Here is a 15704-nt window from a genome sequence, read left to right as displayed (position 1 = left end):
GGAGGGGTCAGGAGGGACGCACGGCCATCTTGTCGAGCGCTTCCAGGAGGCCGGGCAGCTCGGTGCCCCGCCCCACGGGCAGCACCTCACCGGGCTCCTCGTCCAGGAGCACGAACGCGATGTCGTCCGTCCGGGCCACCATCGACCAGCCGGGACCGTCGGCCCGGAGCGTCCTGGCGTCCCCGGACGCGAACGCCGACCGGACACGGCCCAGGGGCGGAGGGCTGTCCACGTAGGCGCGCACCTCGGCGAGGACCCGCCGGATGCCGGTGTGCGGAGCACGGGCGCTCTGCGCCTCGGGGTCGCTTGCCGCGGGAGCGGCGACGGTGGCGTCGCCGGAACCGGGGGTGGCTGTGCTGTTCGTGCTCTCGGTGTCCGGACGGTCGGAGCCCGTCCCGTCTGCCCCCTCCGGGGCCTGCGCACCAGCCGCGCCCTCGGAGCCCTCCGGGCCACCCGTGGCGTCCGCGCCGCGCGTGCTGTCCGTGGTGTCCGTGCCGTCCGTCAAGAACGCACTGTCGTCGATCTGGTCCCGCCAGGACGCCCACTGGAGGGCGATCTCGTCGGCGCCGAGGCGCCGTTGGGCGGGGCCCCACGTCTCCGTGTTCGGCGGCGTGAGGGGCGGACCGTCCATGATCTCGGGGTCGTGCTCCGGGTCGTGCGGGGCGGGGACGCCCGGCGCTGACACGGACAGGGCGAGCGGCCATCCCGGCAGGGCCGAGACCACCGTGCGCTCGTCGGGCGACAGCTCGTACTCCATGCCGCAGTCCCAGGATGCGATGGCGACGGCGACGAGGGACACGTCGTCGATGACGACGGTCCAGCGCGCCCCCGTCCCGTCCTGCCCGAGTACGAGCCCGTACCCGTCGGCGAGGGGGGCGAGCCCGAGTGCTGCGCATGCCTCCGGGTAGTCGTCCCCGAGCACACTGGGGAACTTCGCAGGGGTCAGCAACACCGCCGTCAGTACGTACAGCGCGTCGTCCCCGGCGGCGACCGCGTCGTCCGTCCCGGCCATGCCAGCCTCCCCTGAGCTTCGTCCGTCGGCGCACCCTAACCAGTCGCGGTGGAGATCGTCGAGGGCGTTGAGCTGGAAATTCTCCCCGGGGACCCGGTGTGGCGGCCCGTGGGCGGACCCTGCCAAGATCCCGTGTGCACTTCGTGTGCCTTCCATGGAGAGCCGACGGGCTTCGCGGGTCAGGTGGCGGCGGGCAGGCCGAGCAGCGCCCGCGCCACGACCTGCGGTGACTCGTCGCGTTCCCGCGCGAGTGCGACGACCGCGCGGCACGCGAGTTCGTTGATGCCGAACGTCAGGGCCTCCGGAGACACCCACGTGGCGGCCTCGGCGAGCCTGTCCTCGTCGTCCTCGACGGATGCGGAGACATAGGTGGCCGCCGCCTCGAACAGGTTGTGCGGCCGCTTGCGGGGCCGTTCGGCGACGCTTGTGCCGGCCGGTGTCCGTGTGGTCAAGGCCTTGCGGAGTCTGTCGAACATGTACGCCACCTTCCCTCTGTGTCGTGTGCGACGGTGCGTCACATGACCAACGTAGAGCTGGAGTTCGAGCGCCAGAAGGGTTCCGAAGGCGATTCGTCTACGGTGCTCGCAAGTCCGCGAGGGTGGAACGCAGCCAGACGAGTTCTGCCTGGCTCGTCGCGCGGGCGATGGTGAGGATGCCGCGGCGGAACGGGTCGTCCAACTCCTCGGCACGCAGCGGGCGTTCGCCGTCGTAGAAGAAACTGGCCGGTTCCTCGAGGAACGCGAGCCTGCGCCCGAGCACCGCCGCCTGTGCCGAGGGGTCGTCGAGGTGTCTCAGGAAGGCGAGGACCGTGAACCAGCGGTTCTCGTCGGTGATGTCGGCCCGCCCGGGCTCCGCCAGCCTGCCGCGGAGTTCCTCCCGGCCCGCGGCGGTCAGGCTGAGGACGTGGCGCTGGGCCGCGACCGACCCTGGCTGTGTCTCGCGGGTGAGCAGGCCCGCCTTCTCCAGGCGTTTGATCGCCGGATAGAGCGTGCTCTCGGCGACGGGCCGCACGTGGCCGGTCAGTGCCGTGATCCGTTTGCGCAGCTCGTAACCGTGCAGTGGGGCGTCGTGGAGGAAGCCGAGGATGGCGAGTTCCAGCATGCACTCATTGTGCCGCACCTCCTCCGAGTTCGGTGTACATCGATCTGGTAATACATCGGCACCGATGTATGCTCTACGGAGTGCCCCGTAAGAGCGGGGCTGTGCGGTTGCTGGGGAGAGGGAGTGGGGGCGCATGATGAAGCAGGCCCGGTTCGACTCGCAGGAGGGCCACATCCGCTGGGTCGAGGCCGACGGGGACGGGGCGCCGCGAGTGTACGTCCATGGGCTGGGGTCCGCCTCGACCGTCTACCACGCGCACATCGCCGGCAGGCCCGAACTCGTCGGCCGTCGTTCGCTGTTCGTCGACCTGCCGGGGCACGGCATCAGTGACCGGCCCGCCGACTTCGGGTACTCGCTGGACGGCCATGCCGACGCTCTGGCGGCCGCTCTCGACGCATCCGGCGCGTCCGGTGCCGAGCTCGTCGCGCACAGCATGGGCGGCGCCGTGGCGATCGTCCTCGCCCACCGCCGCCCCGACCTCGTGTCACGGCTCGTGCTCACCGAGGCCAACCTCGACCCGTACCCTCCCCGTGTGGAGGGCAGCAGCGGAATCGCCTCTTACGGGGAGGACGAGTACGTCACGGGCGGCGGCCACGCGCGCGTGCTCGCCAAGATCGGCCCCCTGTGGGCGGCCACCATGCGCCTCGCGGACCCCCTCGCCCTGCACCGCACCGCCGTCGGGCTCGCTCGCGGCACCCGCCCCACCATGCGGCGGATGCTCATGGACCTGGACATCGACCGCCTGTATCTGCAGGGTGCGCGCAGCGGTGAACTCGCGGACCGCGCGGGCCTGGAGGCCGCGGGCGTGCGCGTGCGCACCGTGCCCGACGCCGGGCACAACATCATGTTCGACAACGCGGAGGCCTTCGCGGCGGCGGTCGCGGGCGACCACGCCATCGCGTAACCCGGCAGCGGGGCAATGGGGCAACGGGGTCAATGCCCCTGGGGCGTCAGGCCCGGCGCTCCGCCCGCGCCAGGAAACGGTCGTCCTCGTCCACGTACGACGTCATCTGCCAGCCCGAACCGGCAAGCAGTGAGCGGAGGTTCGGTTCGGCGCGCAGGTCGTCCGGGGTGAGTTCGCGGCGCTGCCGGGTGGCCAGTGCCGCCCGCCCGATGGGGTGGAACAGTGCGAGGAGCCCGCCCGGGCGCACCACCCTCGCCAACTCGCGCAGATTTTCCCGGGGTTGGGGCAGGTGCGCGACAAGTCCGGAGCCGAAGACGGCGTCGAGCGACTCGGACCGTACCGGCAGGCGCGTCACGTCGGCGAGCATCAGCGAGCCGGCGCGATCCCGTCCCGCCCGCACGGCGGCCTCCAGCATCGCGGGCGTCAGGTCGACGCCGAGTACGGCTCCCGAAGGCCCCACAGCGTCCCTGAGCGCCGGCAGGGCGCGCCCTGTGCCGCATCCCGCGTCGAGCACCCGGTCGCCCGCGCGGAGCCCCAGCTCGGCGACGGCCGCCTCGAAGCGCGGACCGTCGTCGGGGAACCGTGTGTCCCAGTGGGCCGCGCGGGCCGAGAAGAACTCCTGTACGTGCGTGTGGTCGTCGCTCATGACTCCATGATCCCTCGCGTGTGGGCGGGCGGGCAGGCGCGTGTGGGCGATCGAAAACTCCGCATGCGACCGATGAGAACCGATGCGAACCGAAACCGCCGTATGCGCGGACGGTGCACATGTTCGAGCCTGACGCGATCGTTCAGGTGCGTCTCTCTGTCATATTCCAGCACCTTTCGAAATGCGCCCCTGCTCTGCGCCCCCGAGAGGTCTAGCGTCCCGGAGCCATGGGACACCTGGACCACGCCACCTTCGGCTGGCTTACCCCCGTGCTGTCATACGTGATGGCCTCCATCGGCGCCGCGCTCGGTCTGCGCTGCACCGTCCGCGCCCTCGGTGCCACCGGCCGTTCGCGGCGCAACTGGCTGATCACGGCGGCGTCCGCGATCGGTACCGGCATCTGGACGATGCACTTCGTGGCGATGCTCGGCTTCGGCATCACCGGTACGGAGATCCGGTACAACGTGCCGCTCACCGTCGTCAGCCTGGTCGTCGCGGTGGCCGTCGTGGGCGTCGGCGTCTTCGCCGTCGGCTACGGCCGCGACCGCAACCGGGCCCTCGCACTCGGCGGGCTCACCACGGGGCTCGGCGTCGCGAGCATGCACTACCTGGGCATGGCGGCGCTGCGCCTGCACGGCCAGGTGCGCTACGACCCGCTGCTCGTGGGGCTCTCCGTCGCCATCGCCGTCGTCGCCGCGACAGCCGCCCTCTGGGCGGGGCTCAACATCAAGTCGCCCGCCGCCGTCGCGGTCGCCTCCCTCGTCATGGGAGGCGCGGTGACCAGCATGCACTACACCGGAATGATGGCGGTGAGCGTGAAGGTCGCGCCCTCCGCAGCGACCCTGCCCGGGGCGACGGCGATGCAGTTCATCTTCCCCCTCGCCGTCGGCCTCGGGTCCTACCTGTTCCTGACCTCCGCGTTCGTCGCGCTGTCCCCCACCTCGGGGGAGCGCGAGGCCTCCGCGTCGGCCCAGCGACCCGTCGAGAGCGTCGCCCGCTGACAGCGGACCGGCACCGTCACCCTTCGCACCACGAGCGCACCACGAGCGAGGAGGCCATGCGTACACCCCGTAGGACCCCCATCAACGGCGCGCCGCCCAAGGCCGCGCCCCCGGCGCGCGGACGGCGCGCGCACGCCGGACCGCCCGCGGAAGAGCACCACACAGCGGACGGCCCGTCCGCTCCTGTCGTGCCTCCCACGCGCGCGGGCGGCCGAGGGCTGCGGCCCCGTACCGTCCGCGCCAAGATCGTGTGCCTGCTGATGGTGCCCGTCGTCTCCCTGCTCGCTCTGTGGGCGTACGCGACAGTCACCACCGCCCAGGACGTCGCCCGTATGCGGCAGTTGCAGCGAGTCGACTCCACGGTTCGCGGCCCGGTCGCCGACGCGGTCGCCGCGCTCCAGGCCGAACGCACCGCGGCCGTCGCGTACGCCGCCAAGCCCGCGGCCGACCGCGGTGACGCCCTCAGGACGCGCACCTCGGCGACCGACAAGGCCGTGGCGAAGCTCCGCCTCGGCGAAGGCAACACCGTCACGGACGGCGCCGATCTGCCCGCCCTGCTCGGTGAGCGCCTCTCGGTGTTCGTCTCCGGCGCCGAGAAGCTGCGCTCCGTGCGCAGCGCGGTGCTCGGCCGGCGGACCGGCTGGGAGGGGACGTACGAGCAGTACACGAAGACGATCGACTCGGCGTTCGCCGTCAACGGAGCGGTGACCGGGATCCAGGACGACCGACTCGGCTCCGACGCGCGCGTGCTGCTCGAGTTCTCACGGTCCGGCGAGATGCTCGCCCGCGAGGACTCCCTGCTCACCGCCGCACGGCTCGCGGGCTCGCTGGACGGCGCACGGCTGCGGCTGTTCACGGGAGCGGTCGACACCCGAAGGACCCTCGCCGAAGCGGCCGTCGCCGATCTCCCGGCACCGCAACGGACCGCCTGGCGCAGCCTCGTGGCGGGGAGCGCGTACGGCGACGTACGCGCCGTCGAGGACAAAGCGATCGCCGCACGGCCCGGTCGCGCGGCGCTCGACGAGGCGCCCGCACTCACCTGGGACAGCGCGCACACGACCGTGCAGAACCGGTTCCGCTCGATCGAGGCGGACGCGGCGCGCACAGCAGCGGTCCGGGCGGATCCGTTCGCCCGCGGACTGCTCACGCCCGCGGGCGCCGCCGTCCTCTTCGGCCTGCTGGCCGTCGCCGCCTCGCTCGTGATCTCCGTACGCATCGGCCGAGGCCTGGTCGTCGAACTGATCAGCCTGCGCAACACCGCACTGGAGATCGCCCGGCGCAAACTCCCGCACGCCATGCGGAAACTGCGCGCCGGCGAGGAGATCGACGTCCGTGCGGAAGCGCCGGAAGGCCCTCCCGCCGAGGACGAGACGGGACAGGTCGCCGAGGCACTCGGCACCGTGCACAGGGCGGCCCTGCGCGCCGCCGCCGAACGAGCGGAACTCGCCAGCGGGATCTCCGGTGTCTTCGTCAACCTCGCCCGCCGCAGCCAGGTCCTCGTCCACCGTCAGCTCGGCCTCCTCGACACCATGGAGCGCAGGGCCGAGGACCCGAACGAACTCAGCGACCTCTTCCGCCTCGACCACCTCACGACCCGCATGCGGCGCCACGCGGAAAGCCTGATCATCCTCTCCGGAGCCGCCCCGGGCCGCGCCTGGCGTACCCCCGTCTCGCTGACCAATGTGGTCCGCGCGGCCGTCTCCGAAGTCGAGGACTACGCGCGCGTGGAGGTACGGCAACTGCCCGCCGCCTCCGTACAGGGCGCCGCGGTCGCCGACCTCACCCACCTCCTGGCCGAACTCGTGGAGAACGCCGCCCAGTTCTCCCCACCGCACACCAAGGTGCGCGTCAGCGGCGAACCCGTCGGAAACGGCTACGCCCTGGAGATCGAGGACCGCGGCCTGGGCATGGGCAAGGAGACCCTCGCAGAGGCCAACAAGCGCATCGCCCACTCCGAAGCGCTCGACCTGTTCGACAGCGACCGGCTCGGGCTCTTCGTGGTCAGCCGGCTCGCCCACCGCCACGGCATCAAGGTGCACCTGCGCACTTCGCCCTATGGCGGCACCACCACGGTCGTCCTGCTGCCCACACCCCTGCTGCACGCCGGAACCCCGGAAGGGGCGGACACCACCCAGGAACACGCGACGGAGCACCACTACGCGCGCGTGCCCGACCCGGAAGCACTTCACATGAACGGCAACTCCGTGCCCGCCCAGGGGCCACGCCCCGCCATCGCCGCCGCCGTACACGCCGTGCCGGACGCCGACAAGGCTCACGACACCCCGACGCCCCCGGGCGTCACCACCCTGCGCCTGCACAGGCAGCCCGCGAACAACGCAGACGGCACCGACGACGCATCACCGGACGGACTGCCCAGGCGGGTGCGGCAGGCGAGCCTCGCGCCCCAGCTGCGCGAGCGGCCCGAGGAGCAGAACGGCGCCGCACAGCGCCAGGAATCCGACGCACGGACACCCGAAGAGGCACGACAGCGCATGGCGGCGTTCCGTGACGGCTGGGTCCGGGGCGGCGGCCGTCCACCAGGAGCCGGCTCAGGACCCGTGCCCCGCAGCGACAGCACCGAAGGAGATCCCACATGATCCAGGACCCGACCATGGACGCCGCGCCCCGGTCCGGAGAACTCGACTGGCTCCTCGACGACCTGGTGCAGCGCGTGGCCGAGCTGAGGCACGCGGTCGTCCTGTCCAACGACGGACTCGCCGTCGGCGCGTCGAGCGCACTCGGCCGCGAGGACGCCGAACACCTGGCCGCCGTCGCCTCCGGCTTCCACAGTCTCGCCAAGGGGGCGGGCCGGCACTTCGGAGCGGGCGGCGTCCGCCAGACCATGGTGGAGATGGACGACGGCTTTCTCTTCGTCGCGGCCGCGGGCGACGGTTCCTGCCTCGCCGTCCTCAGCACGGCCGACGCCGACATCGGCCTCGTGGCGTACGAGATGGCCCGCATGGTCAAGCGGGTCGGCGAACACCTCTACACCCCACCGCGGTTCGCCGCGCACCCGCCCGCCGCCGGATGACCGGACGGCCACGACGATGAACGATCACGGGCACAGGGACGACCAGGGACCGGGCAGCCCCGACCGGTCGGGCAGCCAGTGGTACGACAACGAGGCCGGGCCCCTGGTCCGCCCGTACGCGATGACCGGCGGGCGCACGTCACCCGGGCCCAGAGGGGTGCGCTTCGACCTGATCGCACTCGTCAAGCTCGACGACGCCGCGCCCGGCAAGGACGACGACACGGCGCTCGGACCCGAGCACAGGGCGCTCATCGAGCTGTGCCGCACCGAGACGCAGTCGGTCGCCGAACTCGCCGCGGGCACCGACCTCCCCGTAGGGGTGGTCAGGGTGCTCCTGGGCGACCTGCTCGACATGGGCTGCGTCAAGGTCAGCCGGCCCGTGCCGCCCGCACAGCTACCCGACGAAAAGATCTTGAGGGAAGTCATCGATGGCCTCCGAGCACTCTGAAGAGACGAACGCCGACCATGCCGACCACGCCGACAACACCGCCCTGGCTCTGAAGATCCTTGTCGCGGGCGGCTTCGGGGTGGGCAAGACCACCCTGGTCGGCGCCGTCAGCGAGATCCGGCCCCTGCGCACCGAGGAACTGCTCAGCGAACTCGGCCAGAACGTGGACGACACCGGAGCGGTGGAGCGCAAGACCACGACGACCGTCGCCATGGACTTCGGCCGCATCACCATCCGGTCCGGTCTCTCGCTCTACCTGTTCGGCACGCCCGGGCAGGACCGTTTCTGGTTCCTCTGGGACGAGCTGTCACAGGGCGCGCTGGGCGCCGTCGTCCTGGCGGACACCCGACGGCTCGAGGACAGCTTCCCCGCCGTGGACTACTTCGAGCACCGGCGCATCCCGTTCGTCGTGGCGGTCAACTGCTTCACGAACGCGCGTGCTTACGGTGCCCGCGAGGTGTCTCGCGCCCTCGACCTCGACCGCGGGACACCCGTGGTCCTGTGCGACGCCCGCGACCGCGACTCGGGAAAGGAGGTGCTGATCCGGCTCGTCGAGTACGCCGGGCGGATGCACACCGCCCGGCTTCTCGACTCCGTGAGCTGACGTGCGCCGTCGTCAGTCGGTGAGCCTCGCCAGGGCGACGACCTTCTCGATCCGTACGCGTACCAGGAGCTCGCCGGGCACGCCGTTGCGCTCGCCGAACTCCTGGGCGCGGTCCTCGCCCATGTAACGCCCGCCGATCCGTGTGGCCGACTCCCGCACCTGCCCCAGGTCCTCGATGAGTTCGGCACGGCCCTCGATCACCGTGAAGGAGAACGGCGGCCGATCGTCGTCCACGCACAGAGCCACTCGGTTGTCCCGAGCGAGGTTGCGGCCCTTCACGGTGTCGTTGCCGGTGTTGAACAGGACGTTCTCGCCGTCGAGTACGAACCAGACGGGGGCGATGTGCGGGCTGCCGTCGGGCCGCACGGTGGACAGCTTGGCGGTGCGGGTCCCCTCGGAGACGAACGCACGCCATTCCTCATCGGTCATCTTGTGTGCCATGGGGTCATCCTGCTTGCCCAGACGCCGAGGGTGGGGAAGGCTGGCGAAGCAGATCCTCCGGGTAGGGGAGCGATCGGGAACGGGGAGACGGGATCATGGTGGACAACGAGGGGCTCGGCTGGCTGCTGGACGACCTGACGGAGCGTGTCGAACATGTGCGCCACGCTCTCGTTCTGTCCAACGACGGTCTGGTCACCGGGGCGAGCAGTGACCTCAGGCGGGAGGACGCGGAGCATCTGGCTGCCGTGTCGTCCGGTCTGCACAGTCTGGCCAAGGGATCCGGGCGGCACTTCGGCGCGGGCGGGGTCCGGCAGACGATGATCGAGTTCGACGACGCCGTACTTTTCGTGACGGCGGCCGGTGACGGCAGCTGCCTGTGCGTCCTCAGCTCGGCGGAGGCCGACATCGGCCAGGTCGCGTACGAGATGACGCTGCTCGTCAATCGGGTCGGCGAGCACCTCGGCGTGGGAGCCCGTCGCGCAGAAGGCTCCTGACCTGTGCAAACGCCGGGGCCGTTCGGAGTTATCCACAGGCTCGGCGGCGCGGGCGGGTTTCGGGCTACGGTTTTTCCCGGGAGCGATCACGACTCACGGGGGAGATCAGACATGGGTGGCGACACCATCACGACACCGGCCACGCGCGTACCCGCCGCCTCGCTCGCACAGAGCAGGGCGGCTCGCGAACTCGGTCTGAAGGGGGGCGAGTTCGAGCTGGCAGTGCGGCTGGGACGCGTCCGCACCGTACCGGCCGACGCCGGCGGGCGCCGCCGCGTGGCCCGCGACGAGATCGAGCGGGTGCGTGGCACCGCGGGCTTCCCCGAATCGCTGCGGGAGCAGGTCCGGACCGTGGGGACCACGGAAGGCGCGGGCCTCATGGACATCACCACAGCCAGGTTCACGCGACTCGCCCGCGCGGGGATGCTGACGCCGGTTCGCTTCTACTTGAATCGCTACAGGGCCGTGGTCTGGCTCTATCTCGCCGAGGAGCTGAGGGAGTTCGCGGCGGCCGAGGTCAACGCACCGCTGATGACGGGACGCGCACCCGACCGTATGCGCGCCCGCCTCGACGCGGGGATCGACCTGCGGCCCCGGAACTGGCGGTCGCGCCACGCGAGCCACCTGCTCGGGCAGAGCGACGACGCATGGGAGCGCGCCGCAGCGGTCGCGTCCCTCCTCGACCCGGTGACGGTCCTGGAAGTCGTCAAGTGCCCGTACGAGCGCGGATATCTGAGCGAACTGCGGCCCGAGTCGACCGGACACGGGGCGCCCGACTCGCCATCGGCACACATCGCCGAGCGGATCATGACGGCGGACGACCCGCACGAGATCAGCTGGCTCAGGGCGAGCCTGCTCCTCAGCCTGGCGGAGGCGCGCGGCCTGCGCCCCGCGCCGCGACCGGGTGCGGGCCTCCCCGTGGTGGCCCCTCCGGCGCCGGATGTGGTGCCTGCGGAGCGGTCAAAGGGTACGGGCGAGCAGAGTCCGCCCGACACCGAACCACTCCGCCCGTCGCGCGGACTGCTCGGCTGGCTGCGCCGCAGAGGAGCCTGAACCGGGCCCGCGGCGGCGGCAGTTCGCAAGCATGGGCCTATTCGACGGCGTCGAGATCCCTGGCGTAGTGCTCGATGGCCGGCCGGTACGCGATGAGGTCCGGGTCGCCGCTCGTCTTCGCGAGGACGGTCAGCAGCAGCCGCATCCCGTCGTGCGCGCGTCCCACGTTGTACAGGGCCATGGCCAGGAACGTCTTGAGGGCGTTGTCCTCGGGGAAATCGGTGGTGCCGCCGCTCAGTGTGGCGACCGCCTCCGGGTAGCGGCCAAGAGTGCGGTACGTGCTGCCCAGGCCGAGCAGCGCGCCGCGCCGGTCGTCCGCGCTCAGGCCAGAGCCGGCGAGTGCCCGCACGTAGTAGGGGACGGCGTCGGCCTCGAGCCCGAGGGTGTCGTGGACCCAGGCTGTCTGGTACGCGACCTCGGCGTCGTCGGGGAACCGGGTGGACAGCGCGACGAGCCGCTCGCGGGCCTCTTCGCGTCGGCCGTCCTCGCGCAGCCGCACGGCCAACGCGAGTGACACGTCCCGGTCGTCGGCGCCGGTCACTCCCCGAGCTTCCGGAAGAGGCCCTCTTGCACCACGGACACGAGGAGATGTCCGTCGGCGTCGTAGATCCGGCCGCGGGCCAGACCACGGCCGCCCGTCGCGATCGGGGACTCCTGGTCGTACAGGAACCACTCGTCGGCGCGGAAGGGACGGTGGAACCACATGGCGTGGTCGAGCGAAGCCATGTCGAAACCGCGCTGCCCCCACAGCGGTTCCACGGGGATGCGCACGGCATCGAGGAGGGTCATGTCGCTCGCGTACGTGAGCGCGCAGGTGTGCACGAGTGGGTCGTCGCCGAGGGGCCCGACCGCGCGCATCCACACCGCGCTGCGCGGCTCGGCGCTCTCGACATCCTGCGGGGACCAGCGCAGCCGGTCCACATACCGGATGTCGAAGGGCTGGCGCCGCGCCATGAGCTCCAACGTCTCGGGCAGCGCGCCCAGATGGGCTTTGACCTCGTCGGCGATCGTCGGCAGGGACTCCGGATCGGGAACTTCGCGCGCCGGCGGCAGCTGGTGCTCGAAGCTCCCGTCCTCGGGCTTGTGGAAGGAGGCGGTCAGATTGAAGATCGTGCGGCCCTGCTGCACGGCGGTGACGCGGCGCGTCGTGAACGACCGGCCGTCGCGGACCCGTTCGACCTGGTACACGATGGGCACGCCGGGGCGGCCCGGACGCAGGAAGTACGCGTGCAGCGAGTGCACGGGCCGGTCGCCCTCAGTGGTGCGGCCCGCGGCGACGAGCGCCTGGCCGGCCACCTGGCCGCCGAAGACCCGCTGCAGGGACTCCTGGGGGCTGCGGCCCCGGAAGATGTTGACCTCGATCTGCTCCAGGTCGAGCAGGTCGACGAGCCGCTCAGCTGGGTTCGTCATGCGTTGTTCTCTCATCTCTGCACCGCGCTCCGGGCGCTGCGTCCGGGGTGTGCGACCGGGTCAGGACCTACAGCTGGCCGACATCCGTGACACGGACGACCGCACGGCCCTCCGCGTCGGACGCCTCGAGGTCGATCTCGGCGCTGATACCCCAGTCGTGATCGCCGTTCGGATCGGCGAACGTCTGGCGCACCCGCCACAGGCCGTGCGCGGCGTCCTCCTCGATCTGCAGCAGCTTCGGCCCGCGGGCGTCGGGACCGGTGGCGAGATCTTCGTACTCGTCCCAGTACTTGTCCATGGCCTCGCCCCAGGCGTCCGCGTCCCAGCCCGCGTCGGCGTCCAGCTCGCCCAGTTCGTCGACGTTGTCGAGGGCGGCCAGCTCGACCCGGCGGAACATGGCGTTGCGGACGAGCACACGGAACGCGCGTGCGTTCGCCGTGACCGGCTTGACCTGGTCGGCCTTCTCCTGGGCCTCCTCGGCCGTCATGACCTCGGGGTTGGCGAGCTGCTCCCACTCGTCGAGGAGGCTGGAGTCGACCTGGCGGACCATCTCGCCCAGCCAGGCGATCAGGTCCTCGAGGTCCTCGGACTTGAGGTCGTCGGGGACCGTGTGCTCAAGGGTCTTGTACGCGCCGGCGAGGTACCGCAGGACGATGCCCTCGGTGCGGGCGAGCTCGTAGAAGGACACGAACTCCGTGAAGGTCATGGCCCGTTCGTACATGTCGCGGATCACGGACTTCGGCGACAGCGGGTGGTCACCCACCCACGGGTGGCTCCTGCGGTACACGTCGTACGCGTGGAAGAGCAGCTCCTCCAGGGGCTTCGGGTACGTGACGTCCTGGAGCCGCTCCATGCGGTCCTCGTACTCGACGCCGTCGGACTTCATCGCCGCCACCGCCTCACCGCGCGCCTTGTTCTGCTGGGCGGCGAGGATCTGGCGCGGGTCGTCGAGCGTCGACTCCACGACGGACACCATGTCGAGCGCGTACGACGGCGAGTCGGCGTCGAGCAGGTCGAACGAGGCGAGGGCGAACGTCGACAGCGGCTGGTTGAGCGCGAAGTCCTGCTGGAGATCGACCGTCAGCCGGACGATCCGGCCCGTGGAGTCGGGCTCGTCGAGCTTCTCCACGATGCCGCCGTCGAGGAGCGAGCGGTAGATGGCGATCGCGCGGCGGATGTGCCGCAGCTGCTGCTTGCGCGGCTCGTGGTTGTCCTCGAGGAGATGGCGCATGGCGGCGAAGGCGTTGCCGGGCCGGGCGATGACCGCGAGCAGCATCATGTGCGTCACCCGGAAGCGGGACGTCAGCGGCTCCGGAGCCGAGCCGATCAACTTCTCGAAGGTGTTCTCGGTCCAGCCGACGAAGCCCTCGGGGGCCTTCTTGCGCACCACCTTGCGACGCTTCTTCGGGTCGTCCCCCGCCTTCGTGAGCGCTTTCTCGTTCTCGATGACGTGCTCGGGCGCCTGCGCCACGACGAGGCCCGCCGTGTCGAAGCCGGCCCGCCCGGCCCGGCCCGCGATCTGGTGGAACTCCCGCGCGCGCAGCGTCCGCACCCGCGTCCCGTCGTACTTCGTCAGAGCGGTGAACAGGACGGTACGGATGGGCACGTTGACCCCCACGCCCAGGGTGTCCGTGCCGCAGATGACCTTCAAGAGGCCCGCCTGCGCGAGCTTCTCCACCAGACGCCGGTACTTGGGCAGCATGCCCGCGTGGTGCACGCCGATCCCGTGCCGCACGTAGCGCGACAGATTCCGGCCGAACTTGGTGGTGAAGCGGAAGTTGCCGATCAGGTCGGCGATCTTCTCCTTCTCCTCGCGCGTGCACATGTTGATGCTCATGAGCGCCTGCGCGCGCTCGACGGCCTGCGCCTGTGTGAAGTGCACGATGTAGACCGGGGCCTGCCGGGTGTCGAGCAGCTCGGTCAGCGTCTCCGTGAGCGGCGTGAGCCGGTACTCGTAGGAAAGGGGAACCGGACGCGTCGCGGAGCTGACCACGGACGTGGGGCGGCCGGTGCGCCGGGTCAGGTCCTTCTCGAACATGGCGACGTCGCCGAGCGTCGCCGACATGAGGATGAACTGCGCCTGGGGGAGTTCGAGCAGGGGAATCTGCCAGGCCCAGCCGCGGTCGCCCTCCGCGTAGAAGTGGAACTCGTCCATCACGACCTGGCCGATGTCGGCCCGCGCCCCGTCGCGCAGCGCGATGGACGCGAGGATCTCGGCGGTGCAGCAGATCACGGGGGCGTCGGCGTTGACCGACGCGTCACCCGTGAGCATGCCGACGTTCTCCGTGCCGAAGAGCTTGCACAGCTCGAAGAACTTCTCGGAGACCAGCGCCTTGATCGGTGCGGTGTAGAAGGTGACCTCGTCCCGCGCGAGCGCCGCGAAGTGCGCACCGGCGGCGATCATGCTCTTTCCGGACCCCGTGGGCGTCGAGACGATCACGTTCGCCCCCGACACCACCTCGATCAGCGCCTCCTCCTGGTGGGGATAGAGGGTGATCCCGCGCTCCACGGCCCACGACTCGAAAGCCTCGTAGAGGGCGTCGGGGTCGGCGGTCTGCGGCAGCTGATCGATAAGGGTCACGCCCCCATCTTGCCTGCCTTCCGACCCGATCCGGGAATCGGTTGCCTGCACGAAGATCACGAAAGGTACGCTGTGGCGCCGACGGAGCGTCAGCACGTGGTGGCCCGGGTGGGGACAACTGGGCGCCGACACAAGTGGAATGGGGCGGAACGCAGCCATGATGGGACCGGCACATTCGCTGTCAGGAGCAGCGGCCTGGCTGGGGGTGGGTGCGGCCGCGGCCGCCGCCGGACACCCCATGCCCTGGCCCGTCGTGCTCGTCGGGGCACTGATCTGCGCGGGCGCGGCCCTCGCCCCCGACCTGGACCACAAGGCGGCCACCATCTCGCGGGCCTTCGGCCCGGTGTCGCGCGGCCTGTGCGAGATCGTCGACAAGCTGTCGTACGCGGTCTACAAGGCAACCCGCATGAAGGGCGACCCGCGCCGTTCCGGCGGACACCGTACCCTCACGCACACCTGGCTGTGGGCGGTCCTCATCGGCGCCGGCGCCTCCGCCGCGGCGATATTCGGCGGACGCTGGGCGGTCCTCGCCCTCCTCTTCGTCCACATGGTGCTGGCCATCGAGGGCCTGCTGTGGCGGGCGGCACGCGGCTCCAGCAGCGACGTCCTGGTGTGGCTGCTCGCCGGTACCAGCGCCTGGATCCTCGCCGGAGTCCTCGACAAGCCGGGCAACGGGTCGGACTGGCTGTTCACACAGCCCGGCCAGGAGTACCTGTGGCTGGGCCTGCCCATCGTCCTGGGCGCCCTGGTGCACGACATCGGGGACGCGCTCACGGTCTCCGGCTGCCCGGTGCTGTGGCCCATCCCCATCGGCCGCAAGCGCTGGTACCCGATCGGCCCGCCCAAGGCGATGCGCTTCCGAGCGGGCAGCTGGGTCGAGCTCAAGGTGCTGATGCCGGTGTTCATGCTGCTCGGCGGAGTGGGGTGCGCGGCCGCGCTCAACGTCATCTGAGCCGTCGCACACCCCCTGCCCCGCCC

17 protein-coding genes are annotated in these 15704 nt (G+C 71.0%); 9 read left to right on the top strand and 8 right to left on the bottom strand.

From position 1 onward, the window contains the following. Nucleotides 1-7: 7 nt before the first annotated feature. The 3 genes from ACZ67T_RS31535 to ACZ67T_RS31525 all read right to left on the bottom strand — a co-directional run bounded on the left by ACZ67T_RS31535 (nucleotide 8) and on the right by ACZ67T_RS31525 (nucleotide 2113). Nucleotides 8-1012, bottom strand: coding sequence for a hypothetical protein (locus tag ACZ67T_RS31535; RefSeq protein ID WP_469988404.1), 1005 nt, complete (start codon nucleotides 1010-1012; stop codon nucleotides 8-10). A 179-nt stretch (nucleotides 1013-1191) separates the two neighbouring features. After that, nucleotides 1192-1488 (bottom strand): hypothetical protein, encoded by a 297-nt coding sequence (locus ACZ67T_RS31530; protein ID WP_469988403.1) that lies wholly within the window; start codon nucleotides 1486-1488, stop codon nucleotides 1192-1194. Between the two features lie 97 nt (nucleotides 1489-1585). Then, nucleotides 1586-2113, bottom strand: a complete 528-nt coding sequence (locus ACZ67T_RS31525; RefSeq protein ID WP_469988402.1) for a PadR family transcriptional regulator — start codon at nucleotides 2111-2113, stop codon at nucleotides 1586-1588. A gap of 136 nt (nucleotides 2114-2249) precedes the next feature. Between ACZ67T_RS31525 and ACZ67T_RS31520 the strand changes: the two genes are divergently transcribed. Further along, complete coding sequence (locus tag ACZ67T_RS31520; RefSeq protein WP_469988622.1) at nucleotides 2250-3017, top strand: alpha/beta fold hydrolase; 768 nt, start codon at nucleotides 2250-2252, stop codon at nucleotides 3015-3017. A 46-nt stretch (nucleotides 3018-3063) separates the two neighbouring features. Here ACZ67T_RS31520 and ACZ67T_RS31515 read toward each other — a convergent pair whose 3' ends face one another. Continuing rightward, nucleotides 3064-3663 (bottom strand): class I SAM-dependent methyltransferase, encoded by a 600-nt coding sequence (locus ACZ67T_RS31515; protein ID WP_469988401.1) that lies wholly within the window; start codon nucleotides 3661-3663, stop codon nucleotides 3064-3066. A gap of 227 nt (nucleotides 3664-3890) precedes the next feature. Between ACZ67T_RS31515 and ACZ67T_RS31510 the strand changes: the two genes are divergently transcribed. The 5 genes from ACZ67T_RS31510 to ACZ67T_RS31490 are packed head-to-tail and all read left to right on the top strand — an operon-like array spanning nucleotide 3891 to nucleotide 8747. After that, nucleotides 3891-4664, top strand: coding sequence for an MHYT domain-containing protein (locus ACZ67T_RS31510; RefSeq protein WP_469988400.1), 774 nt, complete (start codon nucleotides 3891-3893; stop codon nucleotides 4662-4664). A 56-nt stretch (nucleotides 4665-4720) separates the two neighbouring features. Then, nucleotides 4721-7261: a sensor histidine kinase gene (locus ACZ67T_RS31505; RefSeq protein ID WP_469988399.1), complete on the top strand. Its 2541-nt coding sequence runs from the start codon at nucleotides 4721-4723 to the stop codon at nucleotides 7259-7261. Next, nucleotides 7258-7695, top strand: a complete 438-nt coding sequence (locus ACZ67T_RS31500; RefSeq protein WP_100598443.1) for a roadblock/LC7 domain-containing protein — start codon at nucleotides 7258-7260, stop codon at nucleotides 7693-7695. Before ACZ67T_RS31505 ends, ACZ67T_RS31500 begins: the two co-directional genes overlap by 4 nt. 16 nt (nucleotides 7696-7711) lie before the next feature. Next, entirely contained in the window at nucleotides 7712-8143 is a 432-nt protein-coding gene (locus ACZ67T_RS31495) for a DUF742 domain-containing protein (protein WP_469988398.1), read from the top strand. Next, the gene (locus tag ACZ67T_RS31490; RefSeq protein WP_469988397.1) at nucleotides 8124-8747 is read left to right on the top strand and encodes a GTP-binding protein; all 624 of its coding nucleotides are present in this window, start codon (nucleotides 8124-8126) and stop codon (nucleotides 8745-8747) included. Before ACZ67T_RS31495 ends, ACZ67T_RS31490 begins: the two co-directional genes overlap by 20 nt. A 12-nt stretch (nucleotides 8748-8759) precedes the next feature. Here the strand turns inward: ACZ67T_RS31490 and ACZ67T_RS31485 are convergent, their stop codons facing one another. Next, entirely contained in the window at nucleotides 8760-9188 is a 429-nt protein-coding gene (locus ACZ67T_RS31485; RefSeq protein WP_469988396.1) for a PPOX class F420-dependent oxidoreductase, read from the bottom strand. A gap of 95 nt (nucleotides 9189-9283) precedes the next feature. Here ACZ67T_RS31485 and ACZ67T_RS31480 point away from each other — a divergent pair, with 95 nt between their 5' ends. Both ACZ67T_RS31480 and ACZ67T_RS31475 read left to right on the top strand, forming a co-directional pair. Next, entirely contained in the window at nucleotides 9284-9682 is a 399-nt protein-coding gene (locus tag ACZ67T_RS31480) for a roadblock/LC7 domain-containing protein (RefSeq protein ID WP_469988395.1), read from the top strand. 111 nt (nucleotides 9683-9793) lie between these two features. Beyond that, a complete protein-coding gene (locus ACZ67T_RS31475) occupies nucleotides 9794-10735 on the top strand; it encodes a DUF6397 family protein (RefSeq protein WP_469988394.1) in 942 nt (313 codons plus the stop codon). Between the two features lie 37 nt (nucleotides 10736-10772). Here ACZ67T_RS31475 and ACZ67T_RS31470 read toward each other — a convergent pair whose 3' ends face one another. The 3 genes from ACZ67T_RS31470 to ACZ67T_RS31460 form a co-directional block, all read right to left on the bottom strand. Next, nucleotides 10773-11276 (bottom strand): tetratricopeptide repeat protein, encoded by a 504-nt coding sequence (locus ACZ67T_RS31470; RefSeq protein WP_469988393.1) that lies wholly within the window; start codon nucleotides 11274-11276, stop codon nucleotides 10773-10775. Then, nucleotides 11273-12145, bottom strand: a complete 873-nt coding sequence (locus ACZ67T_RS31465; RefSeq protein ID WP_469988392.1) for an acyl-CoA thioesterase — start codon at nucleotides 12143-12145, stop codon at nucleotides 11273-11275. The genes ACZ67T_RS31470 and ACZ67T_RS31465 overlap by 4 nt, the downstream gene beginning before the upstream one ends. Before the next feature lie 67 nt (nucleotides 12146-12212). Next, nucleotides 12213-14726: a DEAD/DEAH box helicase gene (locus ACZ67T_RS31460; protein ID WP_469988391.1), complete on the bottom strand. Its 2514-nt coding sequence runs from the start codon at nucleotides 14724-14726 to the stop codon at nucleotides 12213-12215. Between the two features lie 157 nt (nucleotides 14727-14883). On the opposite strand from ACZ67T_RS31460, the gene ACZ67T_RS31455 reads away from it, so the two are divergent. Continuing rightward, the gene (locus ACZ67T_RS31455; RefSeq protein ID WP_469988390.1) at nucleotides 14884-15678 is read left to right on the top strand and encodes a metal-dependent hydrolase; all 795 of its coding nucleotides are present in this window, start codon (nucleotides 14884-14886) and stop codon (nucleotides 15676-15678) included. Nucleotides 15679-15704 lie beyond the last annotated feature (26 nt).

Source organism: Streptomyces sp. NPDC107517 (genome assembly GCF_055582645.1).
This window is presented reverse-complemented; position numbering and strand designations above follow the sequence as displayed.